This is a genomic window from Staphylococcus lugdunensis, from assembly GCF_001558775.1.
GTDB classification, from domain to species: Bacteria; Bacillota; Bacilli; order Staphylococcales; family Staphylococcaceae; genus Staphylococcus; species Staphylococcus lugdunensis.
In genome coordinates this window covers 697,481-721,223 of record NZ_CP014022.1, presented here as the reverse complement: position 1 = coordinate 721,223, position 23,743 = coordinate 697,481, and the positions used below count along the sequence as shown (strand labels likewise).

At 35.2% G+C, this 23,743-nt stretch carries 24 protein-coding genes and 1 riboswitch; of the genes, 13 read left to right on the top strand and 11 right to left on the bottom strand.

Annotated features, from left to right (window positions below; all coding sequences use genetic code 11):
• Positions 1-23 precede the first annotated feature (23 nt).
• The 5 genes from qoxD to AL499_RS03390 form a co-directional block, all read right to left on the bottom strand.
• Positions 24-314: a cytochrome aa3 quinol oxidase subunit IV gene (gene qoxD / locus AL499_RS03410; protein ID WP_002459461.1), complete on the bottom strand. Its 291-nt coding sequence runs from the start codon at positions 312-314 to the stop codon at positions 24-26.
• Entirely contained in the window at positions 311-916 is a 606-nt protein-coding gene (gene qoxC, locus AL499_RS03405; protein WP_002459460.1) for a cytochrome aa3 quinol oxidase subunit III, read from the bottom strand. The genes qoxD and qoxC overlap by 4 nt, the downstream gene beginning before the upstream one ends.
• Complete coding sequence (gene qoxB / locus AL499_RS03400) at positions 906-2,894, bottom strand: cytochrome aa3 quinol oxidase subunit I (RefSeq protein ID WP_002459459.1); 1,989 nt, start codon at positions 2,892-2,894, stop codon at positions 906-908. The genes qoxC and qoxB overlap by 11 nt, the downstream gene beginning before the upstream one ends.
• Positions 2,894-4,006 carry a cytochrome aa3 quinol oxidase subunit II gene (qoxA, locus tag AL499_RS03395; protein WP_002478386.1) on the bottom strand — a complete coding sequence of 371 codons (1,113 nt, stop codon included), beginning with the start codon at positions 4,004-4,006 and terminating at the stop codon, positions 2,894-2,896. The genes qoxB and qoxA overlap by 1 nt, the downstream gene beginning before the upstream one ends.
• A 301-nt stretch (positions 4,007-4,307) precedes the next feature.
• The gene (locus tag AL499_RS03390; RefSeq protein ID WP_002459457.1) at positions 4,308-4,625 is read right to left on the bottom strand and encodes a DUF5011 domain-containing protein; all 318 of its coding nucleotides are present in this window, start codon (positions 4,623-4,625) and stop codon (positions 4,308-4,310) included.
• Positions 4,626-4,883: 258 nt separating this feature from the next.
• Between AL499_RS03390 and AL499_RS03385 the strand changes: the two genes are divergently transcribed.
• On the top strand, positions 4,884-6,029 hold the full coding sequence (locus AL499_RS03385; RefSeq protein ID WP_002492673.1) for a globin domain-containing protein: 1,146 nt from the start codon (positions 4,884-4,886) through the stop codon (positions 6,027-6,029).
• Here AL499_RS03385 and AL499_RS12825 read toward each other — a convergent pair.
• Together AL499_RS12825 and folD are read right to left on the bottom strand one after the other, a co-directional pair.
• The gene (locus AL499_RS12825; protein WP_226952570.1) at positions 6,012-6,242 is read right to left on the bottom strand and encodes a hypothetical protein; all 231 of its coding nucleotides are present in this window, start codon (positions 6,240-6,242) and stop codon (positions 6,012-6,014) included. The genes AL499_RS03385 and AL499_RS12825 overlap by 18 nt on opposite strands.
• A gap of 81 nt (positions 6,243-6,323) precedes the next feature.
• On the bottom strand, positions 6,324-7,181 hold the full coding sequence (gene folD, locus AL499_RS03380) for a bifunctional methylenetetrahydrofolate dehydrogenase/methenyltetrahydrofolate cyclohydrolase FolD (protein WP_002459455.1): 858 nt from the start codon (positions 7,179-7,181) through the stop codon (positions 6,324-6,326).
• A gap of 210 nt (positions 7,182-7,391) precedes the next feature.
• Between folD and purE the strand changes: the two genes are divergently transcribed.
• Genes purE through purD form a run of 11 tightly spaced genes read left to right on the top strand, consistent with a single transcriptional unit; the run spans position 7,392 to position 18,625 of the window.
• Complete coding sequence (gene purE, locus AL499_RS03375) at positions 7,392-7,874, top strand: 5-(carboxyamino)imidazole ribonucleotide mutase (protein ID WP_002478383.1); 483 nt, start codon at positions 7,392-7,394, stop codon at positions 7,872-7,874.
• Positions 7,861-8,988 (top strand): 5-(carboxyamino)imidazole ribonucleotide synthase, encoded by a 1,128-nt coding sequence (purK, locus tag AL499_RS03370; protein WP_002492672.1) that lies wholly within the window; start codon positions 7,861-7,863, stop codon positions 8,986-8,988. Before purE ends, purK begins: the two co-directional genes overlap by 14 nt.
• Positions 8,989-9,693: a phosphoribosylaminoimidazolesuccinocarboxamide synthase gene (purC, locus tag AL499_RS03365; protein ID WP_002478381.1), complete on the top strand. Its 705-nt coding sequence runs from the start codon at positions 8,989-8,991 to the stop codon at positions 9,691-9,693.
• Positions 9,693-9,953, top strand: coding sequence for a phosphoribosylformylglycinamidine synthase subunit PurS (purS, locus tag AL499_RS03360; protein ID WP_002459451.1), 261 nt, complete (start codon positions 9,693-9,695; stop codon positions 9,951-9,953). The genes purC and purS overlap by 1 nt, the downstream gene beginning before the upstream one ends.
• A 1-nt stretch (position 9,954) precedes the next feature.
• A complete protein-coding gene (purQ, locus tag AL499_RS03355) occupies positions 9,955-10,626 on the top strand; it encodes a phosphoribosylformylglycinamidine synthase I (RefSeq protein WP_002478380.1) in 672 nt (223 codons plus the stop codon).
• Positions 10,619-12,808, top strand: a complete 2,190-nt coding sequence (purL, locus tag AL499_RS03350; RefSeq protein ID WP_002478379.1) for a phosphoribosylformylglycinamidine synthase subunit PurL — start codon at positions 10,619-10,621, stop codon at positions 12,806-12,808. The genes purQ and purL overlap by 8 nt, the downstream gene beginning before the upstream one ends.
• A complete protein-coding gene (gene purF / locus AL499_RS03345) occupies positions 12,787-14,271 on the top strand; it encodes an amidophosphoribosyltransferase (RefSeq protein WP_037540539.1) in 1,485 nt (494 codons plus the stop codon). Before purL ends, purF begins: the two co-directional genes overlap by 22 nt.
• On the top strand, positions 14,264-15,295 hold the full coding sequence (purM, locus tag AL499_RS03340; protein ID WP_002478378.1) for a phosphoribosylformylglycinamidine cyclo-ligase: 1,032 nt from the start codon (positions 14,264-14,266) through the stop codon (positions 15,293-15,295). Before purF ends, purM begins: the two co-directional genes overlap by 8 nt.
• Positions 15,295-15,861 (top strand): phosphoribosylglycinamide formyltransferase, encoded by a 567-nt coding sequence (purN, locus tag AL499_RS03335; RefSeq protein ID WP_002492152.1) that lies wholly within the window; start codon positions 15,295-15,297, stop codon positions 15,859-15,861. The genes purM and purN overlap by 1 nt, the downstream gene beginning before the upstream one ends.
• 15 nt (positions 15,862-15,876) lie before the next feature.
• Complete coding sequence (purH, locus tag AL499_RS03330; protein WP_002459445.1) at positions 15,877-17,355, top strand: bifunctional phosphoribosylaminoimidazolecarboxamide formyltransferase/IMP cyclohydrolase; 1,479 nt, start codon at positions 15,877-15,879, stop codon at positions 17,353-17,355.
• A 22-nt stretch (positions 17,356-17,377) separates the two neighbouring features.
• Positions 17,378-18,625 carry a phosphoribosylamine--glycine ligase gene (gene purD / locus AL499_RS03325; RefSeq protein ID WP_012990886.1) on the top strand — a complete coding sequence of 416 codons (1,248 nt, stop codon included), beginning with the start codon at positions 17,378-17,380 and terminating at the stop codon, positions 18,623-18,625.
• Positions 18,626-18,938: 313 nt separating this feature from the next.
• Here purD and AL499_RS03320 read toward each other — a convergent pair whose 3' ends face one another.
• The 4 genes from AL499_RS03320 to graF form a co-directional block, all read right to left on the bottom strand.
• Positions 18,939-19,748 carry an energy-coupling factor transporter transmembrane component T family protein gene (locus AL499_RS03320; RefSeq protein ID WP_002459443.1) on the bottom strand — a complete coding sequence of 270 codons (810 nt, stop codon included), beginning with the start codon at positions 19,746-19,748 and terminating at the stop codon, positions 18,939-18,941.
• Positions 19,741-21,144, bottom strand: a complete 1,404-nt coding sequence (locus tag AL499_RS03315) for an ABC transporter ATP-binding protein (RefSeq protein ID WP_002459442.1) — start codon at positions 21,142-21,144, stop codon at positions 19,741-19,743. The genes AL499_RS03320 and AL499_RS03315 overlap by 8 nt, the downstream gene beginning before the upstream one ends.
• A gap of 12 nt (positions 21,145-21,156) precedes the next feature.
• Positions 21,157-21,732, bottom strand: coding sequence for an ECF transporter S component (locus tag AL499_RS03310; RefSeq protein ID WP_002459441.1), 576 nt, complete (start codon positions 21,730-21,732; stop codon positions 21,157-21,159).
• Positions 21,733-21,811: 79 nt separating this feature from the next.
• Positions 21,812-21,911, bottom strand: a riboswitch (TPP riboswitch).
• Between the two features lie 245 nt (positions 21,912-22,156).
• Positions 22,157-22,291: a glycopeptide resistance-associated protein GraF gene (gene graF, locus AL499_RS12695; RefSeq protein ID WP_002459440.1), complete on the bottom strand. Its 135-nt coding sequence runs from the start codon at positions 22,289-22,291 to the stop codon at positions 22,157-22,159.
• Positions 22,292-22,436: 145 nt separating this feature from the next.
• On the opposite strand from graF, the gene auxA reads away from it, so the two are divergent.
• The gene (gene auxA / locus AL499_RS03305; protein ID WP_037540542.1) at positions 22,437-23,729 is read left to right on the top strand and encodes a lipoteichoic acid stability factor AuxA; all 1,293 of its coding nucleotides are present in this window, start codon (positions 22,437-22,439) and stop codon (positions 23,727-23,729) included.
• The last annotated feature ends 14 nt before the right edge of the window (positions 23,730-23,743 follow it).

The window sequence follows — 23,743 nt, the reverse complement described above, 5'->3', positions numbered from 1 at the left end:
TACATTCATAAGTTAGTAGCGCATTATAAGTGGTGTGAGTGTCCACCTTGCATTACCCAGTACGTACCGATAACAGTAACAAGGGTGATGATAATGGCAAAAATAACTTTGAATGATTGAACTTGTCCATCTTTACCTTCAGTTAAATGCATAAACATTAATAATTGAAGGGCAGCTTGGATAAATGCAAATCCAAAAATGATTGTAACTTTAGCATGGAAAGTCAATGTTGTGTATAGAGTTACAAACACTGCTAAAAGCGTTAATACGATAGAAGCAATAAATCCGATTGTATGTTTTACGATTGTATTCATCCGCTATACACCATCCCTATCATATATACGGCAGTGAAGATGAAGATCCAAACAACATCTAAGAAGTGCCAGTATAAACTTACAATGAATAACTTAGGAGCATTGTATTTATTCAATCCACGAGTTGCTACTTGGATTAATAAGCAAATGATCCAAACAATACCTAACGAAACGTGGGCACCATGAGTACCTAAGAGGATGAAGAAACTTGACCAGAACGAACCGATTGTTGGATTTACACCTTCGCTAGCATAGTGCGCGAATTCGTATATTTCAAATCCAACGAATACAAGGCCTAATGCAAGTGTAATAATCATCCATAACATCATTAAGTTTTGCTTTTCTTTACGCATATAGTAAATTGCAATACCACATGTGTAAGAACTTAATAACAAGGCAAATGTCATAATCAATACGAGTTTTAACTCGAATAAATCAGTTGTCAATTTACCTGCATAATCGCCACCATGTTGTAACGTTAATAACGTTGCAAATAGTGTACCAAATAAGGCAAATTCGGCTGTAAGGAAAATCCAAAAGCCAAGTTTATTTAGTTCACCTTCATGCGTACGTGCATCAATAGTTTTTACATCATGACTCATGACTTACAGCCTCCCTTTCTTTAATTCGTGCTTCTCTTAAGCGAGCTTCATTTTCAGCAACTTCAGAAGCTGGAATATGATATCCGTGATCTTGAACGAAACTTTGATAAATCATCGTACCAAATACACCTACTAAACAGATTAGGGCAGGGATGATTGTTTCGAAGATTAAGAAGAAACCACCGATAGTCATGAAAATACACATCCAGAAACCAGTGTGTGTATTGTTAGGCATGTGAATGTCTTTGTAATTATGGTTGTCTAAGTAGTGACGACCATGTTCTTTCATATCAACAAATGTATCATAGTCATTCCAGTCTGGAGTGATTGCAAAGTTGTATTTAGGTGGAATAGCTGAAGCAGTAGACCACTCTAATGTACGACCAAGACCATCCCAGTTATCACCAGTTGCTTCACGAGGTGCTTTGATATGGCTATAAACGATGCTAACAACAAGGAATAAGAAACCTACTGTCATTAATAGGGCACCGATTGTTGAGATGAAGTTTAGTAAAAACCAGCCATCTGAAGGCATATACGTGTATAAACGACGTGGCATACCATCTAGTCCAAGAATGAATTGTGGTAAGAAACAAACGTTAAATCCAATCATGAACAACCAGAAACACCATTTGTTTAATGTTTCATTTAATTTGTAACCCATCATCTTAGGATACCAGAATATTAAACCAGCTAAGCAGGCAAATACTACACCAGTAACCAATGTATAGTGGAAGTGAGCTACTAAGAAATAAGTGTTGTGATATTGATAGTCAGCTGATGCCATTGCTAACATTACACCAGTAACCCCACCTAATAGGAAGTTAGGAATAAATGCTAATGAGAATAACATCGGTGACTCGAAAGTAATTCGACCTTTGTATAGTGTTAATAACCAGTTAAATAGTTTTACACCGGTTGGTACACCAATTAGCATTGTTGAGATTGAGAAGAATGAGTTGATTAATGCACCATTACCCATTGTGAAGAAATGGTGAACCCAAACTAAGAAACTCAAGAATGCGATACCAGCAGTTGCCCAAACCATACTTTGATGTCCGAATAAACGTTTACGAGCAAATGTTGGGATAATTTCAGAGTAAATACCAAATGCAGGTAAAATAACGATATATACTTCAGGGTGCCCCCATACCCAGAAGAAGTTTGCCCATAACATAGGCATACCGCCGTCTGCAACGGTAAAGAAGTGTGTTCCAAAGATTCTATCAGCTGTCATTAACGCTAATACAACAGTGAATACTGGGAATGCCAAAATGATAATTAATGTTGTAACAAATGCTGTCACTGAGAACATTGGCATTTGCATAAATTTCATTGTTGGCGTCTTCGCTCTAAGAATTGTAACGAAGAAGTTGATACCGGTCATCAGTGTACCAATACCCGATAGCTGAATCGCAATCAAATAGTAGTTTACACCTGGACCAGGACTGAATTCGCCAGCTAATGGTGCATAGTTTGTCCAACCAGCAGCTGGTGAACCACCAATAATAAATGATAAGTTGAATAAAATCATACCAGCAAAGAATAACCAGAAACTAATGTTATTCATAACTGGGAAGGCTACATCACGCGCACCAATTTGTAATGGAATAACAACATTCCATAAACCGAACACAAATGGCATAGCCATAAAGATAATCATGATAACACCGTGTGTACTAAAAATTTCATTATAGTGGTTTGATTCTAAGAACTTGTTGTCTGGTACAGTTAATTGCGTACGAATTAACAGTGCATCAATACCACCACGAACGAACATTAATACTGCACAGATTAAATACATTAAGCCGATTTTTTTATGGTCTACGGATGTGAACCATTCAGTGTATAGATATTTCCATAATTTGAAATAAGTAATTACCGCAATAACAGCGATGACTAAGAATGGTGCACCAATTTGTGCAGCTGTAATCATCCAGTTACCTTTAACTAGTAATTGATCCCATGGAAAATTCATTAATGTCCACCTCCATGATCATCATCGTGCTTAGACGCATTTTCGTCTTTAGCAGATTTTGAGATTTTTTCCATTTCCTTATGATTGTGTTTTTCTTCATCCTTAAATTTACCTTCATAAGGATCATCGTTGCCAAGAATCATAGGTTTCATTCCATGACGTGCATAGTTAGCATTTGTAACTTTAACTTTACGTGCAGGCTTGATTGGTTTATCAGTTACATCTTTGTAAAGATCTTTTTCATCTGTGAAGTTAGGATCTTTTAGCTCGAAATTAAAACGTTTATAAGCATAGAAGATGTATTCTGGATCAGCTGCAGGGTCAACAAATGCCATATGTGTACCATTGAATGTGAGTTCTTTATTAGAAGTACTTGGTAAGAGTTGTTTATCAAAGGTATCTTGATCTAACGTTTTCTTACTGTGTGCTTCTTTAACCCATGAATCAAAATCTTTTTCACTTACAGAGTGAACTTTAAATGTTTGACGTGAGAAACCTTCACCATTGAAGTTAGAGTTACGTCCTCTGAAAGTACCTAATTGATCGGCTGTTAAAGTCCAATCCATAGTCATGCCAGTCATGGCATATTTTTGACCACCCAATTGTGGAATCCAGAAACTTGTCATGGTATCCATCGCTTGAAGCTTGAATGTTACCGGACGGTCTTTAGGAATAGTTAATGTATTCACCGTTTCGACCTTCTGATCTGGATAAGCAAAGAACCATTTATATCCAGCACTTACTGCGTAGATTGTAATAGGATCTTTGTCCTTTTGAGGTGGTTTTTCGTAATCGTATAAAGTTTTAACTGTTGGAATAGCTAAAGCAGTTACGATTAAGATTGGTACCACAAACCAAATAGTTTCAATTAAACCATTGTGGTGCATCTTACCAGATTCGTCATTTTTATTATAACTGTACTTAAAGATAAAAACGGCGAACATCGTAAGTACAACAGCAACAATAACAAGCATGAAGACGATTGAGTAGATAATCAAGAACTTCTGACTACTTGCTACTGGCCCTTTTGCATTAAAAACTTCTAAATTGGAACAACCACTAAGCAATACCAGTGTCCCAAACATTAGAAGCAAAGACTTAAATTTTGACACTTTTTTGACCTCCTAATACTACAAATGTAGGGCTTATCATTAATTTTAGTTTATTACGCAATATTTACAAGTACCTATAAGAAAAAAATTAAAATTATATGTAGGGAAAGACTAATAATGTGAGTTGTGGCGGGAAGTCCGAGATTTGTTAAAATTATGTGTCCATTCTGTGAAACCTAATATTTTAGCGGGAAGAATAGCAGATCAAGGGAATAGTTGAGAACGGTTATCATTTGTAGGGGTTAAGCGGTTTCCAGAATATTAAAAAAGACAGAGTTAAAACGCTCTGTCTATGTATCAATTATTTAACTTCGATATATCGGGTTGAAGTTTCAAGTGCGCCATCCGAATCAACGACTTCATATTTAACTTTATATTTTCCTGCTTTTGTTGTGTCAACATGGCCGTCAACTTGAATTTTATGTGTTAAATCTCCATCCTCTTTATCATACGCGCGTATACCTTTCAAAGGATGGTATTGTTGTCCTTTTTCAATAACTATATCATTTACTCCCTTTAATTCGGGTGCGTGGTTAGTAGTTGCTTCTGCACTTAAATTTGGGGTAACAAGGGTAGCGGAGACACCAAGCGCTGAAAGTGACTGTATTAGTTTATTCATATTTTGTTTACCTCCGAGTCATTAAGTCGTCTATCTATTTATCTTCACTATACACGTTTAGTTTTTATAATTCATCGTACTATAGTCCTAATATACAATAAATAAAATTTAAATTAAATAAACATCTAGAAAAATATTTATTAAGGTTTTGTAAAATGACTAATTTGTGAATTATTTTGCATAATATTGAATTAGGTCCAATCTAAGGTTTAGAATAAAAAGTGGAAATAAGTTTGTATCATTAAGGGAGTTGAAGTTATGTTAACTGAGGAAGAAATGGATATTGTTCAACAAACAGTACCCGTATTGCAAGAAAAAGGAACAGAAATTACATCAACCTTTTATAACAGAATGTTTAAGCAACATCCAGAGTTGAAAAATATGTTTAACCAAACCAATCAACAAAAAGGATTTCAATCCACAGCGTTAGCACAAAGTGTATTAGCAGCAGCTATTAATATAGAACATTTAGAACGGATTATGCCAGTGGTAAAAGAAATTGCTTATAAACATTGTGCTTTACAAGTACCACCAGCAGGATATGATATTGTAGGAGAAAATTTAATTGCTGCTATTAAAGATGTTGTCGGACTTGATGATAGTAGTCCAATCATACAAACATGGAAAAATGCTTATCGAGAAATAGCACAAGTATTTATTGATGTAGAGCAAGAGATATACAGTCGTATGTTATGGGAAGGCTTTCAACCATTTAAAATTGTTAAAATTGAAGAATTATCTTCCGATATTAAAGCATTTACTGTTGAATCAACACAATATGATTTAAGTCGCTTTGAACCTGGTGAATATATTACGGTCGATGTCTCAAGTGATAAAATGACTTACCGAGCTAAACGTCATTATTCAATTGTAGCTGGAACACCACAACATTTAACCTTTGCAGTTAAAAGAGATGTTTCTACCCACCATGAAGGTGAAGTGTCTACTATTTTGCATGATGAACTACATGAAGGGGACGATATTAATCTCTCCGCGCCGGTGGGACCATTTAAAGTAGATAATAACAGAGACAAACATTTGTTTTTAGGTGCAGGTATTGGTGTAACACCGCTCGTTCCAATGTTTAAACAAGTAATCGATAATGATAAACAATCACATTTTATTCAAGTAACTGCAGATACTGATGATACGCCATTTGTTAATATATTATCTCAGTATAGTGATAATGCAACAGATGCAAGCTATGAATTATATGATCGCTCAGTGCAAGGATATTTAAAACAAGCTGATTTAGTACAACATATTGATGAACAAACTGCAGTATATGTTTGTGGAGGTACTAAATTTTTACAATCAATGATTAGTATGTTAAAAGAAATGGGTGTAAATGAAAGTCAAATTCATTTTGAAACATTTGTGCCTAAATTAAGTGTTGAAGTATAATATTGGATAAAAACGATTTAGAAGACGCCATGCTAAGATATAAATGCGACGTATTTTGGCGAGACTCTTGAGGGAACAGGACAAGCTGAAGACAGGGGCCCCAACAAAGAGAAATGCGAAAAGCATTTCGTCGATCAAAGCAAGTTGGGGTGGCTGAAGCTGTCCCCTAAGAAAGCGAGCCAACAATACGAAGTATTGAATAAAAAGAAACACTCAGATGAGTTGAATTCAATTCATCTGAGTGCTATTTTTCTGAGATTTATGTCCCAGCCTTTTCTATAATTTGAGTACTAATTATTGAATGCCACGACGAAGTTTTTCGGCTAATAATGTATTATTTAATACCATTGTAATTGTTAATGGGCCTACGCCTCCAGGAACAGGTGTTATCGCTCCTGCAACTTCTTTTACAGCTTCATAGTCGACATCTCCCTTAAGTTTACCGTTTTCATCAGGAGTATTACCGACATCAACAATGACAGCACCTTCTTTAACATCTTCTTTTGTGACGAGTCCTGGCTTTCCGACTGCACTGACAATGACATCTGCTTCTTTAAGGTGTGCATGCATATCTTTAGTACGAGAATGTAGAATAGTTACTGTTGCGTTCGCTTGTAATAATAGCTTAGATACCGGTTGTCCTACAATATGGCTGCGGCCAATCACTACAGCATTTTTGCCTTCTAAATCTATATCGGCATGTTTTAAGATTTCCATAATGCCCAGTGGTGTACAAGGTACAAAAGTTTGCTCATCAATATATAGTTTGCCTATATTTGACGGGTGGAAACCATCAACATCTTTATCAGGATTGATTGCTTCTAATATTTTTTGTTCGCTTACTTGTTTTGGAAGCGGCACTTGGACAAGAATGCCACTGACTGAATCATCATTATTTAAACGGTCAAGTTCTTTTAATACATCTTCTTCAGACGTATCTTCAGCTAAATGTACGATTTCAGAAATCATACCAATTTTTTCGGCAGCTTTCTTTTTTGAATTAACATAACTTTGGCTTGCACCGTCATTACCTACTAAAATCACAGATAGTTTTGGAGTATAACCTTGCTCTTTTAATTGCTCAACTTGATCTTTCAAGCCTTGTCTGTAATCTTTAGCAATTTGTTTCCCATCTAAAATTTTTGCAACCACAAAAAATTCCTCCTTGTTTACTCAAACATAGTTATAGCTTAACTTTAAACGATTAATCACGCCGTTTTTGTGCCAAAAGACGTAAATTAATTGTAAAAATCGAATTAAAGTTCGATTTTTGATTGAAAAAGACTTCAATGATTGTTATGCTATATCTGTAATATACAACTAATCGTCTCTATATTTCAAACTTTTGAAAGGGTGTACAAATTGAAAGTAGCAGTCATTATGGGTAGTTCTTCAGATTGGAAGATTATGCAAGAAAGTTGTGCGATGTTAGAAGAATTTGGTATTCCGTTTGATAAGAAAGTTGTTTCGGCACATCGTACACCAAAATTAATGTACGATTTCGCAAACCAAGCGCGCGCTAATGATTACGATATCATTATTGCGGGAGCTGGTGGTGCAGCGCATTTACCGGGTATGGTAGCATCAATGACAACCTTACCGGTGATTGGTGTGCCAATCGAATCAAAAAGCTTAAAAGGACTAGATTCGCTATTGTCAATTGTTCAAATGCCAGGAGGTATTCCTGTTGCTACAACAGCTATAGGGAAATCTGGTGCTAAAAATGCGGGTATTTTAGCTGCGAGAATTCTAAGTATCAGTCACAAGTCAGTACTTGAAAAGTTAGAAAATTATGAAAAAACACTCGTTAAGAAAGTAGGGGACATGCAGCATGAGCTTCAATAAGTTAAAGTTTGGCGACACTATAGGCATTATTGGTGGTGGACAGTTAGGAAAAATGATGACCCAATCTGCTCAAAAAATGGGTTTTAAAGTTATTTGTTTAGATCCAAATACAGATTGCCCATGCCATCATATTGCTAATGAGTTTATCACTGCTGCCTATGATGATACACAAGCTTTACAAGAACTTGGTGAAAAATCAGATGTCATTACGTATGAATTTGAAAATATCTCAGCACAACAATTAAGGACGTTATCTGAACAATTTAATATTCCTCAAGGTTACCAAGCAATAGAATTACTTCAAGATCGACTAACCGAAAAACAAACATTAGAGCGAGCCGGGGCTCATATTGTTCCATTTTTATCAATAAACAATATAGATGATTTATACAATGCCATAGAAGAGTTAGGCTATCCTTTTATCATCAAAACACGATTTGGTGGTTACGACGGGAAAGGACAAATTTTAGTTAAAGATCATACGGCGATAGAAGAAGCCAAACAGCTTATTGCGCAACAAGAATGTGTAGCTGAGCAATACCTCGACATTGAACGCGAAGTATCATTAACTGTCACAATCGGTAATCAAAAACAAACGACGTATTTCCCATTACAAGAAAATGAACATCGCAATCAAATATTATTTAAAACAATTGTTCCAGCACGCAGTGACAAAGAACAACTAGCAAGAATAGAAGTAAACAAAATCATCGATACTGTACATTTTGTTGGCACGTTTACAGTGGAATTCTTTATCGATAAACAAAATCAATTATATGTTAATGAAATTGCACCAAGGCCACATAATTCAGGTCACTATTCTATTGAAGCATGTGATTATTCTCAATTCGATACGCATATTCTTGCGATAACTGGTCAGACATTACCTCAGACTATAGAATTGCTAAAGCCTGCCGTTATGATGAATTTACTTGGTCGAGATTTAGATTTATTAGAAGACGATTTTGGTCAACATCCAGAATGGCATGTTCATATTTATGGCAAAGCTGAACGTAAACCAGATCGCAAGATGGGTCACATGACGATACTAACAGATGATGTAAATGCCACTGAAGCTACCATGCTTAAACAATTCGAAGGGAGAGAGTTATAAATGGCATTATTATATGAAGGTAAAGCAAAAAGAGTATTTTCTACTGAAGTAGAAAATCAATTGCGTGTTGAGTATAAAGATGAAGTAACGGCTGGCAATGGTGCGAAAAAAGATACCATGAAAGGCAAAGGTCGCTTAAACAATCAAATTACATCTATTATATTTGATTATTTAAGCCATAAAGGTATAGAGAGTCATTTTATTAAACAATTATCTGAGACAGAACAATTAGTTAAAGAAGTAAAGATTATTCCATTAGAAGTTGTTGTTCGTAACGTTGCAGCGGGCTCCATCACGAAACGCTTAGGTTTAGATAAAGGATATCAATTTAACGAACCACTAGTTGAATTTTTCTATAAAAATGATGACTTAAATGATCCGCTAATTACTGATGACCATGTCAAACTATTAAACATTGCCAACGATGAAGAAATACAAACATTAAAACAAATGGCTAAGGATATCAATCATGTACTGATACAACTTATGGATGAAATGGATTTACAGCTTGTGGATTTCAAAATAGAATTTGGAAAAACACAAGATGGAAAAATTTTATTAGCAGATGAAATTTCACCAGACACTTGTCGTATATGGGACAAGGATTCAGGTACGAATTTTGACAAAGATGTATACAGAAATGAAACAGGCTCACTGATTGACACATATCAAACATTTTTAAATAAATTGGAGGAAGTTAAATAATGAAAACGATTGAACTTCATATTACTTTACAACCACAAGTATTAGATACTCAAGGGCAAGCATTAAATCGTGCTGTACATGACTTAGGTTATACGCAAGTCAATGATATCCGCGTCGGCAAAGTATTATATATGTCTGTTGATGAAGCTACGGATGAAGCAGTTGATAACATCATTACAACGCTTAGTGAAAAGTTATTTGCCAATACAGTCATTGAAGAATACAGCTATAAAATCGTTGATGAAAAGGAGAATGCATGATATGAAATTTGCAGTTCTCGTATTCCCTGGTTCTAATTGTGATAGAGATATGTATAACGCGGCGATTAAAACAGGTGCTGAAGCTGAATATGTAGATTATCGTGAGACATCACTTGAAGGTTTTGATGGTGTACTTATACCAGGAGGATTTTCATTTGGAGATTATTTGCGCTCAGGCGCCATGGCTAGCGTAGCCCCAGTAATTGATGAAGTTAAACGTTTAGCAAGTGAAGGTAAACCAGTATTAGGTGTATGCAATGGTTTTCAAATTTTAACTGAAATTGGCTTATTACCAGGAGCTTTACTTCATAACGATTCCCATTTATTTATTAGTAGAAATGAAACCTTAAAAATTGTTAATAATCAAACGCCTTTTACTAACTTATATGAAAACAATGATCTCGTAGTATATCCAGTAGCACATGGTGAAGGGCACTATTATTGCACTGATGACATATATGAAGAATTAGTAACCAATAACCAAATCATATTAACGTATCAAGACAATCCTAATGGCTCATATAAAGATATTGCTGGCATCGTGAATAAAGAAGGGAATGTGTGTGGTATGATGCCTCATCCAGAACGTGCACTTGAAACAATTCTTGGTACTGATAGTGGCGTAAAATTATTCGAAGCAATGGTTAATAGTTGGAGGGAACAACATGTCTAAGTTTATTGAACCTAGTATTGAAGAAATTAAAGTTGAAAAATTATATCAAGATATGGGTTTAAGTGATGCTGAGTACACTAAAGTTTGTGATGTTCTAGGTAGAGAACCAAACTTTACTGAAGTAGGTATATTTTCTGTTATGTGGAGTGAACATTGTTCATATAAACATTCTAAACCATTTTTAAAACAATTTCCCACTACAGGTGAGCGTATATTGATGGGACCAGGTGAAGGTGCTGGTGTAGTTGATATTGGTGATAACCAAGCGGTCGTTTTTAAAGTTGAATCACATAATCACCCTTCAGCAATTGAACCATATCAAGGTGCAGCAACTGGCGTAGGTGGGATTATTCGTGACATTGTGTCAATAGGTGCACGACCTATTAATTTATTAAACAGTTTGCGTTTTGGTGAATTATCAGTGAAACAAAATCAACGACTACTAAAAGGGGTCGTTCGCGGTATAGGTGGCTATGGTAACTGTATCGGTATTCCTACTACTGCAGGTGAAATTGAATTTGATGATCGTTATGATGGCAATCCATTAGTTAATGCGATGTGTGTAGGTATTATTGACCATGATATGATTCAAAAAGGGACGGCTAAAGGCGAAGGAAATTCAGTTATATATGTTGGTTTGAAAACAGGTCGTGATGGTATTCATGGTGCAACGTTTGCGTCTGAAGAATTGACGGAAGAAAGTGAAAGTAAACGTCCTTCAGTTCAAATTGGTGACCCTTTTGTAGGTAAGAAATTAATGGAAGCTACCCTAGAAGCAATTACATACAAAGAGCTCGTAGGTATTCAAGATATGGGAGCAGCCGGATTAACATCGTCATCGTCTGAAATGGCAGCTAAAGGTGGCAGTGGCTTAATATTAAATTTAGACCAAGTGCCGACTAGAGAACCTGGCATATCTCCTTATGAAATGATGCTTTCTGAAACACAAGAAAGAATGTTACTTGTTGTTGAAAAGGGTACGGAACAAAAATTCTTAGATTTATTTGATAAACATGAATTAGATAGTGCTGTTATTGGTGAAGTAACAAATACAGACCGTTTTGTACTTAAATATGAGGATGAAGTATTTGCAGATATTCCTGTGCAATCACTAGCTGATGAAGCACCTGTTTATGTGCTTGAAGGCGAAGAAAAGGCATATAATACTTCTAAAAATGATTATAATTCTATCAATGTTCAAGAGGTATTTGACCAGTTACTCACACATCCAACAATTGCATCAAAACATTATTTATATGAACAATATGATCAACAAGTGGGTGCCAATACAATCATTAAACCAGGTTTACAGTCTTCAGTTGTTCGTGTTGAAGGTACCCAAAAAGCGATTGCTTCTACCATTGATGGCGAAGCACGTTATGTCTTTAATCAACCATATGAAGGTGGAAAAATGGTAGTGGCAGAAGCCTATCGCAATTTAATTGCTGTTGGTGCCACACCACTTGCCATGACAGATTGCTTAAATTATGGTTCTCCTGAGAAAAAAGAAATCTATCAACAATTAATAGATTCAACAAAAGGGATGTCAGAAGCATGTGAAATTTTAAAAACACCAGTAGTATCTGGTAATGTTTCGCTTTATAACGAAACACGTGGTACATCTATTTTTCCAACACCAGTTGTTGGTATGGTAGGGCTAATTGAAAATATCGAATATTTAAATGATTTCCATCCTCAAGCAGGACATAAATTGTACTTAGTTGGAGATACTAGGGATGATTTCGGTGGCAGTCAAATTGAAAAATTGTTATACGGCAAAGTGAATCATGAATTTGAAGCGATTGATTTAAGCGATGAAGTGACAAAGGGTGAAGCCGTTAAAAAGGCAATTAGAAATGGTGTGGCTTCACACGTACAGACTGTTGGCAAAGGTGGATTGTTAATTACTCTCGCTAGAATCAGTGCGCATTATAGTCTTGGATTAAAAGCTAAAGTAAATCTTTCAGATGCACAGTTATTCAGTGAAACGCAAGGACGTTATGTGATTGCTGTTAAAGCAGGACAAGAATTAAATATTGAGCATGCAATTGAAATAGGTCAACTTACAGATACGGATGAATTTAATGTTGCAGCTGCTCATACATCAATTTCTAAGAGAGCTTCTGATATAAAAGCACAATGGGAAGGAGCTATTGCGCAATGTTTAACTACAGTGGATTAAACGAAGAGTGTGGCGTATTTGGAATTTGGAACCATGCAGAGGCAGCTCAATTGACATATATGGGATTGCATAGTTTACAACATCGCGGTCAAGAAGGCGCTGGAATTGTTGTCACAGATGGTAACACATTAAAAGGTGAACGTGGTGTAGGGCTGTTAACTGAAGCAATCAAAGAAGTGCAAATGGAACAATTAAAAACAGGTCGTAACGCTATAGGTCATGTACGTTATGCAACATCAGGCAATAAAGGTATCGAGAATATTCAACCATTTCTCTATCATTTTTATGATATGAGCGTTGCAGTATGTCATAACGGAAATTTGATCAACGCACAATCATTACGACAATACTTAGAAAAGCATGGGGCAATATTTCATTCGTCGTCAGATACTGAAGTGATTATGCATTTAATTCGTAGAAGTAAAGCACCAACATTTGAAGAAGCACTAAAAGAAAGTCTACGCCAAATTAAAGGTGGTTTTACCTTTACGATTTTGACGAAGGATGCTTTATATGGTGCAGTTGATCCTAATGCCATTAGACCATTAGCGGTCGGAAAAATGCAAGATGGAACTTATATATTAGCAAGTGAAACATGCGCTATTGATGTTTTAGGTGGAGAATTTATCCAAGATGTTCACGCAGGAGAATATGTCGTTGTCAATGACGAAGGTATAAAAATAAAATCATATACAAAACACACAAGTACTGCGATTTCAGCAATGGAATATATTTATTTTGCGCGTCCAGACTCTACAATAGCTGGTAAGAATGTGCATGCAGTTCGTAAAGCTTCTGGAAAGAAATTAGCTCAAGAAAATCCTGTAGAAGCAGATATGGTTATTGGTGTACCTAATTCATCATTATCAGCAGCTAGTGGCTATGCTGAAGAAAGCCAGCTGCCTTATGAAATGGGATTAGTTAAAAATCAATATGTCGCTAGAACGTTCATCCAACCAACTCAAGAATTGAGAGAACAAGGTGTACGTGTCAAACTATCAGCTGTCAAAGACATTGTAGAAGGTAAAAAAATTATTTTAGTCGATGACTCAATTGTACGTGGCACAACTATTAAACGTATAGTCAAAATGCTCAAAGATTCCGGTGCTAAAGAAGTACATGTAAGGATCGCATCACCAGAATTTATGTTTCCAAGCTTTTATGGTATTGATGTTTCAACTACTGCTGAGTTGATTTCAGCGAGTAAATCACCTGAAGAAATTTGTGACCATATAGGTGCCGACTCATTAGCCTATTTAAGCGTTGATGGTTTAATAGAAGCTATTGGCTTAGACTATGATGCGCCATATAGTGGTCTATGTTTAGAAAGTTTTACAGGTGATTATCCAGCTGGTTTGTATGATTATGAAGAAAATTATTTTAAGCACTTGAGCCCACGACAAAAAGCATATATCGAGAATCACCAACACTATTATGATCGAGAGGGAAATAAAAATGTCTAAAGCTTATGAACAATCTGGAGTAGATATAGAAGCAGGATATGAAGCAGTAGAAAGAATGTCAGCACATGTAAAGCGAACACTACGAAAAGAAGTCTTAGGTGGCTTAGGTGGTTTTGGTGCGACATTTGACTTATCACAATTGCAGATGACAGCGCCTATGCTTGTGTCAGGTACAGACGGTGTAGGAACAAAGTTAAAGTTAGCTATCGATCATGACAGACATGACACCATTGGAATTGATGCCGTAGCCATGTGTGTGAATGACATTCTTACGACTGGAGCAGAACCATTATATTTTTTAGATTATATTGCAGCAAATAAAGTTGTTCCAGAAGTTATTGAGCAGATTGTAAAAGGAGTCAGCGAAGGATGTCAACAAACAAATACCGCACTGATTGGTGGTGAAACCGCGGAGATGGGAGAAATGTATCATGAAGGTGAGTATGACTTAGCTGGCTTTGCTGTCGGTGCTGTTGAAAAAGCAGAATACATTGATGGCTCAAATATAAAAGCAGGTCATGCAATTATTGGTTTAGCTTCTAGTGGGATACATTCAAATGGTTATAGCTTAGTACGTAAATTAATTAAACAGACTGACATTGATTTATACGATGACTTCAATGGTCAAACATATTTAGATACATTCTTAACACCTACGCGACTCTATGTGAAACCGATACTTGATTTAAAAGATAAAGTAACAATCATGGGGATGAATCATATCACTGGTGGTGGATTTTATGAAAATATTCCTAGAGTGTTACCTGATGGTTTAGCTGCGCAAATTGATGTGAATACATTCCCAACACCTCCTATTTTTGACTGGTTACAACAACAAGGACAAATTTCTACGGATGAAATGTATAACATTTTTAATATGGGAATAGGGTATACGGTCATCGTTAGTCAAGATGACATTGCTAAAGCACTAGATGTCCTAAAAAAACACGATGTCCCTGCTTATCACATAGGCAATGTTATAGAAGATGCACATGTGCCTATTTATCTCAAGGGGGTAGAATAGTGACTAAGGTAGCTATTTTTGCCTCTGGATCGGGAAGTAATTTCGAAAATATTGTTTTAAAAGTGGATAAAGGAGAACTCAACAATATAGAAATTACTTCACTTTATACTGATCATCACGATGCGTATTGTATTGAACGCGCAAAACAGTTAAAGGTAGCAGTTAATATCAACGAACCAAAAGATTTTGACTCAAAATCTGCCTATGAACACCATTTGATTCGTATACTAGAGCGTGAAGAAGTTGAATGGATTATTCTCGCAGGTTATATGAGGCTAATTGGTCCTGATTTGTTAGACGCATACGAAGGTAAGATTTTAAATATTCATCCATCATTATTGCCAAAATATAAGGGGAAAGATGCTATTGGTCAGGCTTTTAATAGTGGTGATAATGTTACAGGATCAACAGTTCATTATGTTGATAGTGGCATGGATACGGGAGAAATTATTGAACAAAGACAATGCGAGATCAAACCGGATGATACCAAAGAAAATTTGGAAGAACGAGTCAAACAATTAGAATATGAACTTTATCCTAGTGTTATAGCTAAGGTTATTAAATAAGGAGTTAAGTTAATCATGAAAAAAGCAATTTTAAGTGTTTCAAATAAAAGTGGCATTGTGGAATTTGCTAAAGCATTAAGTGATTTAGACTATGAATTATATTCAACCGGTGGAACTAAACGTGTACTAGAAGAAGCAAACGTTCAAGTTAACTCAGTTTCTGATTTAACTCAATTTCCTGAAATTATGGATGGACGAGTTAAAACATTACATCCTGCTGTGCATGGAGGTATCTTGGCCGATCGGGATAAACCTGAACATCTTGAACAATTAGCAGCTCAGCACATTGATTTAATCGATATGGTTGTTGTTAATTTATATCCTTTTCAAAATACCGTAGCTCGTCCAGATGTTACAGAAGAGGAAGCGATTGAAAACATAGATATTGGTGGGCCAACCATGTTACGCGCCGCAGCAAAAAACTTTAAACATGTAACAACGATTGTTCATCCATCAGATTACAATGAAGTTATTGAACGTATTAAAGCGCATCGTTTAGACGAAAATTTTCGTAAAGCATTAATGATAAAAGTGTTTGCTCATACAAATGAATATGATCATGCGATTGTTAGTTTCTTTAAAGGAGCCAGTGAACAATTAAGATATGGTGAAAATCCTCAACAATCTGCACGTTTTGTACGTACATCAAGTAGTAAACATACCATTGCTGGTGCGAAACAGTTACATGGTAAAGCATTAAGTTTCAATAATATTAAAGATGCAGATTCTGCTTTATCATTAGTAAAGAAATTTAAAGAGCCAGCTGCTGTTGCTGTTAAACATATGAACCCATGTGGCGTAGGAATTGGTGAAAATATAGAAATCGCATTTAAAAATGCTTACGATGCAGATAATCAATCCATTTTCGGAGGGATTATTGCTTTAAATAGAACGGTCACTGCAGAATTAGCTGAGACATTGCATGCTATCTTTTTAGAAGTAGTCATTGCGCCAAGATTTACAGATGAAGCCTTAGATATTTTGACAAAAAAGAAAAATATACGGTTATTAGAAATTGCTATGACAATTGATAAACGTGAAGAAGAATTTGTCTCTGTTTCAGGTGGTTACTTAGTGCAAGACAAAGATAATGATGAAATTACAAAAGAGGATATGAACGTTGTAACGCATGCTGTACCTACTGATGATCAATGGGATGCCATGCTGCTAGGTTGGAAAGTCATTCCTTCCGTAAAAAGTAATGCGGTCATCTTAAGTAATTCCAAACAAACAGTTGGTATTGGTGCTGGACAAATGAATCGTGTAGGTGCTGCAAAGATTGCTTTAGAACGTGCAATTGAAATCAATGATAATGTAGTGATGGTATCAGATGGGTTCTTTCCAATGGATGATACAGTAGAATTAGCAGCGCAACATGGCATTAAAGCAATAATACAACCAGGTGGTTCAATTAAAGACCAAGATTCTATCGACATGGCAAACAAATATGGTATAGCGATGGTAATGACAGGAACTCGTCATTTCAGACATTAAACTAATAGGAAGGGAGAAATATATGAACATTCTAGTTATTGGTTCAGGCGGAAGAGAGCATGCATTAGTCTCAAAGCTCAATACGTCACCACTTGTCAATCATATAGATGTGATACCTGGAAATGATGCGATGAGTCAAATTGCTGATATTCATAAAGATATTGCAGAAAGTGACCACCAGCAAATTTTAAAATTTGCTCAAGCACATCAAATTGAATGGATCATTATAGGTCCTGAACAACCATTGATAGATGGCTTGTCAGATTTACTAAGACAACATGGATTTAAGGTGTTTGGTCCCAATCAGGATGCTGCACAAATTGAAGGTTCAAAATTATTTGCTAAGCAATTAATGGAGAAATATCATATACCAACAGCAGAATATAAAGAAGTAAATAGTAAAAGTGAAGCATTAACTTACGTAAAAGATTGTGAGCTACCGATAGTCATTAAAAAAGACGGTTTAGCAGCAGGTAAAGGTGTCATTATTGCGGAAACTAGAAAAGATGCTATTGCAGCAGTAGAAGAACTGTATCCCAAAGCGCAAGGTAAAGTTATCTTTGAAGCGTTTTTAGAAGGTGAAGAATTTTCATTAATGACCTTTATTAATGGTGATTATGCTGTACCGTTTGATTGCATTGCGCAAGATCATAAGCGTGCTTATGATAATGATAAAGGACCTAATACAGGGGGTATGGGTGCCTATTGCCCAGTACCACATATTTCTGAAGAGGTACTAAGTCAAACCAACAAAGATATTGCGCAACCTATAGCCAAAGCAATGAAACTGGAAGGCTATCATTACTTTGGTTTACTCTATATTGGTGCAATACTAACTTCTGAAGGTCCAAAAGTGATTGAATTTAATGCGCGTTTTGGTGATCCTGAAGCACAAGTATTACTTGCACATTTAGAAAGTGATTTAATGGCGCAAATTATCGCTTTAGCAAATAAGGAACCGATTCATTTTCAATGGAAACCAGGTTTCGTTGTTGGAGTAATGTTGGCTTCACAAGGTTACCCTGGTACTTATGTTAAAGGGCATAAAGTTTCTGGATTTACTTTAGATAATTCTTATTTTGTAAGTGGTTTAACAAAGGACGAAGCGGATTTCGTAACATCAGGCGGACGTGTCATTTTAGCCATTGGTGAAGGTCAGACAATACAGCAGGCACAACATGAAGCATACCAAAAGGTCAAGCACATAAAAAGTGACAATCTATTTTACCGACGTGATATCGGTAATAAAGCAATTGCTAAAGAAAATTAATGATTAATAATGTGAATTCAGTTTGGGACATCATTATGTTTTAGGCTATGAACTATATATTTTGTCAAGAGTTGACTGAAAATACGCTGATACCAAGCTTGTTTCAATCCTAGTCAACCTTGCCGAGGCAGGACTAGAATTCATAATGAGTGCTGTTCCGCTCCCTCATAAAATAAACAGTTTGAGACAGCACTCTAGGAATGCGAAATCGTATAATATGGCGTTTTGAATATAAAGAAGCACAAAGATGATTTATGTCAAACCATCTTTGTGCTATTATTTTGGGATTTGTGTCCCAGCGCTCAAACAATATTTAGCTAAGCTTCCCGGATACGCGAGCATCTTGAATGCCTGTAATAGGGAAGTGTGCTGATAAATAAAATGATAATAGGATAATACCTACAAAACAAAGCACTAATAAGACATCCTTATAGGAAAATGGTGCATTGTAGTAATATGTTCTGGGACCATCTTTAAATCCTTTCGTTTCCATAGCTACTGAAAGTTGATGGGCACGACGGATGTTTTGACTGAGTATCGGAATTAATAAATGCTTAAAGCGCTTTAAACCTTTATAGTTCGACTTATCTATCATTTGATAACGCATCTTTAACGAACGGCGTAATTGAATAAGTGATGAGATAATCAGAGGTACCATACGAATAGCTGCCATAAACGCATAAGCGATTTTCGGTTTTATTTTTAAATGTTGCATTAAACTGTAAAAAATCATGACGATTTGAGAGGTTAGTGCAATAAGAATACCAAACATTGAAACTGTAATAGTACGCAATGAAATATGAAGTCCTCTGACAATACTTTCTGTACTTATTTGAATAATTCCTAGTTTAAAAATAAAATGTTCGCCATTGCCATATAAAATCATAAATAATGATGACGTGAGTGCAAATAAGATTGTAGCAAATAAGAAAGCAAGTGTAATTTTCAACTCAGTACCATTAAAAAGCATTAAAAAGATGAACATTAATGCTGAAATATAAAGCATGTAATCAAAATTGTGAATAAAAATAACAAAGAAAAACAGGGTAATACCTAAAAGTAATTTAGTGATAATATTCACATCATCCATGAAGGTATAGCGTTTTTTCCATCGTTCAAACATGTGTAACACCTGCCATTTCAAGAAGTTGTCCATTTTCCACATGTAAACGACGTGTAGGATAACGTTTGATGATTTCTGGGTCATGTGTAACCATAACGATCGTTTGCCCACGCTTCACGCGTTGCTGGAAGCGTTCAATTAGTTGGAAAGTATTATGACTATCCAATCCAAATGTCGGCTCATCTAATAAAATGATATCCGCTTTAGAACTTAATGCAGTTGCTACACTTAAACGTCGTTTTTGGCCCATGGAAAGTTCGAAAGGGTGTTGCTGTTTGACAGCGTCTAAATGTAACAATGTAAGTAGTTCATTTGTTCTATCATCTGCAACTTGTGGATCTTGGTGATTATAATGAATATGTATCTCATCATAAACAGAATTGGTAATAAATTGTAATTCAGGATTTTGGTATACCAGATACATATGTTGGGCTGCTTGTTTAATCTTACTAATGACTGTGCCATTATAATACATTTGGCCTTTATATTTTATTAATTGAAGAATCGATTCTATTAATGAGGTTTTACCTGTGCCGTTTTTCCCAGTTATCGTTATCCATTCGCCTGTACCAATAGATATTTCAGGGATTTGAATTAATGTTTTCTTTCCTCGAATAATTTCTCCATTTTTGTAATTAAAGCGTGGCTCAGATTTTTCAGTTGATATCAGTTGTCGAGTTGGTGCATGTTCCCAGGCTTTTGGATGCCACACGCCAAATTCAGTTAATAAATCCTCACAATGTGTTAATACATAGTCCGGAGTGTTATCTGCAATAATATGTCCCTCATAATCCATAAGTATTACTCTATCGACATGATTCCAAATATGTTCAACTTTATGTTCGACAATAAGTACAGTTTGATCTGCCCATAGTTCAATAAGTTTATTCCATAGTTCTGCAGTTGCTTCGACATCGAGCATCGCAGTTGGTTCGTCTAAAAATAGTGTACTTGCATCTTGAAGGATTGTTTCTACGATCGCAAGCTTTTGTTTCATACCGCCACTTAAGTGATTGACAAATGTTTGATCTGTTACTTTCAAGTCTACAGAGTTCAAAGCAGCTTCAATTTGAGCATTCATCTCATGTTGCGGTACTTGCTTATTTTCTAAAACAAACGCTAGTTCTTCATAAACTTTAGGCATACAAAATTGTGTATCAGGGTCTTGAAAAATCACACCACTATGAGGGTCGATTTCAAGCTCATCATATTTCATTGGCAAATCAATCAAATTGGGTACGATACCACTTAATACATTAAGCAAGGTGCTTTTACCAGATCCAGATGGACCTAGTAAAAGCACTTTTTCTTTGTCTTTAATTTCAATATTAAGGTGATCAAAAATTTTGCGTTCTCCGTTTGGATATTTCAAACGTAAATTTGTAACTTTTAACACGTCAATGTCCCCTTATAGGTTGTCATAATCTTGTTTAGATGCTGGGCGGAATAATTTTGTAACACCGGTTTGATCCAGCGCTTTGACGACGATGTAAGATAATAAACCAGCAAGGATGATACCACTAATGGCGCGGAAAACGATAAATAGAAGTAAGTTCCAACCAGCAACTTCATTTAAATAGCCATAAAAGTAATCAACTGGGAATGAAATAAGTGCAGTAAGTAACCCGGCTAACATAGCTACTACAGCGCTACGAGATTGATATTTAAAGATAGCAAAAATAATTTCACATGCAACACCTTGCAGTATGGCATAAATAATAGTAGGAATATCAAATTTACCCATAACAATTGTTTCCCCAGCACCAGCTGCAAATTCAGCGATGATTGCAATTCCTGGTTTAGGTATGATTAAGTATGCCACGATTGCGGCCATAAACCATACACCATAAGTCAGTTGTTCAAGGTGTAAACCAGCAACTTTTGCAAATTCATATGGAAACCACCACAAGTTATAAATGATGGCAAAAATAACAGCGATTAACACTGTAACTAGTATTTCAGATAATTTTAAACCTTTTGACATAAAAATTGCCTCCTAAAAAACGCACAACCTTCACGTAGAAAGATGTGCGTTAAAAAATAAATGCTTAAACGATAAGCATTGCAATTTATCGTCACTTTCCTACGCTAGTACAAGCTAGATCAGGTTCGAAGGGTTTGAAGCAAGGCTTCATCTCAGTTTAAACACCCCTAGTGCGTTTATGTAATTTAATTTAAATGTATGCTTTTTGGTACTTGATGTCAAGGCAATTTTAATAAATTATAATAAAAGTGGTTAAGAAATAAAAAAGCATCTTACATACACTTTCACATCTATCATTAATGATTAACAATGAAAATTTGGGAGCGAGACAGAAGTTATTATGAATTCTGTTCCGCTCCCATAGATTTAACTTACATATTTAATATAAGAAGCAGTGTGCACTGCGAAATAAATTATATTACGTTTAGTCTAATGTGTCTTGAACATCTTTTTTAGTTTGTTCTATGCTATCTTCTGTACTTTCTTTTTCCTTTTTAAGCTTTTCTTCAGCTTCTTTAGCTTTTTCTGCGGATTTTTTATTTAATTCTTCATTTGACATAAATAACACTCCTTAATAGTGATTATATTTGTTGTATACCCTGACCATTTATTGTTAAACTTTTGCTAAGTCTATAGTCGTATTTAATGAAATATTAAAGACAAGTCGGGCTTCTTCATATATAATAACTTTTGAGGTGAACAGTATGTCTTTTCTTAAGAAACACACCGAGATTATTTTCAGTTATATCATCGGTTTCGTTTCACTTTTCACAGGTCTCATTGTTTTGATTAACTTGCCTTTAATTAAAGAGCTTAATCAAAAGGAAAAAGTTGATTTAAAGATTTTTTCGGTATGGGACTTCCTGAATGCATTTTTTAGTGAAATTATTAGAGTGATGAGTAGGTTTATAGGCGCTTTTCCTATTATAAGTGCTATAATCATTATCCTTTTTGGTGTCTTAGTCATCTTTATTGGCTACACATTATTTAGAACAACGAAGTATGATTATGATATTTCAATTTTTTATTTAATATTCGGAATCGTTTTCTTTATCATTACGATTTTATTAATGACGCAAGTTTATGGTTTCTGGGCAATTATTTTTATTTTCCCATTTGTCATTCATATTGGTTATATTGTATATAAAGATGAATTAAATCCAAACAATAGAAAGAATCATTATTTGTGGATTATATTGTCATATGGTATTAGTTACCTTATTACACAAATTTCTTTATACGGCAAAGTAGATGCTAATGAAATTGCACCTATTGATATTTTAAGTGTAAATACTTTCTTCATTATTATGTGGTTGTTAGGGCAAATGTCTATTTGGAACTTTTTATTCTTAAGACGTGCGCTACCATTAACAAAAGAAGAGTTAGGTGAAGAATATGATTTATCTAGAACATCAAAAGGCAATGTTTCAAATCAAACGAAAGTTCACTTAAAGCAACTTCAAGATAAGACAACAGAATATGCACGTAAGACTAGAAGAAGTGTCGATTTAGATAAAATTAGAACGAAAAGAGACAAATTCAAAAACAAAGTTAAAAATATCATTAATATTGAAGAAGATGATATTCCAAATTGGATGCGTAAGCCAAAATGGGTAAAGCCAGTATTTGTAGAAATCTTTTGTGGTATTATTATTTTCTTATTTACCTTTATTGAATTTAACAATAGAAATTCGCTTTTTGTTTCTGGTGAGTGGAAAATATCTCAAACACAGTATGTCATTGAATGGGTTACATTGCTTATACTAATATTTATTATTATTGTGTATATTGCAACGACGTTGACACACTATTTACGCGGTAAATTTTATTATTTGCAACTGTTTATGATTAGTATTCTGTTCTTTAAATTACTTACAGAATTTATCAACATCATGATTCATGGATTACTATTATCCGTATTTATTACGCCAACATTAATCATTATGTTGATAGCAGTTATTGTAGCATTTAGTTTACAAGTTAGAGATGAGCCATAAATGATATATGATCG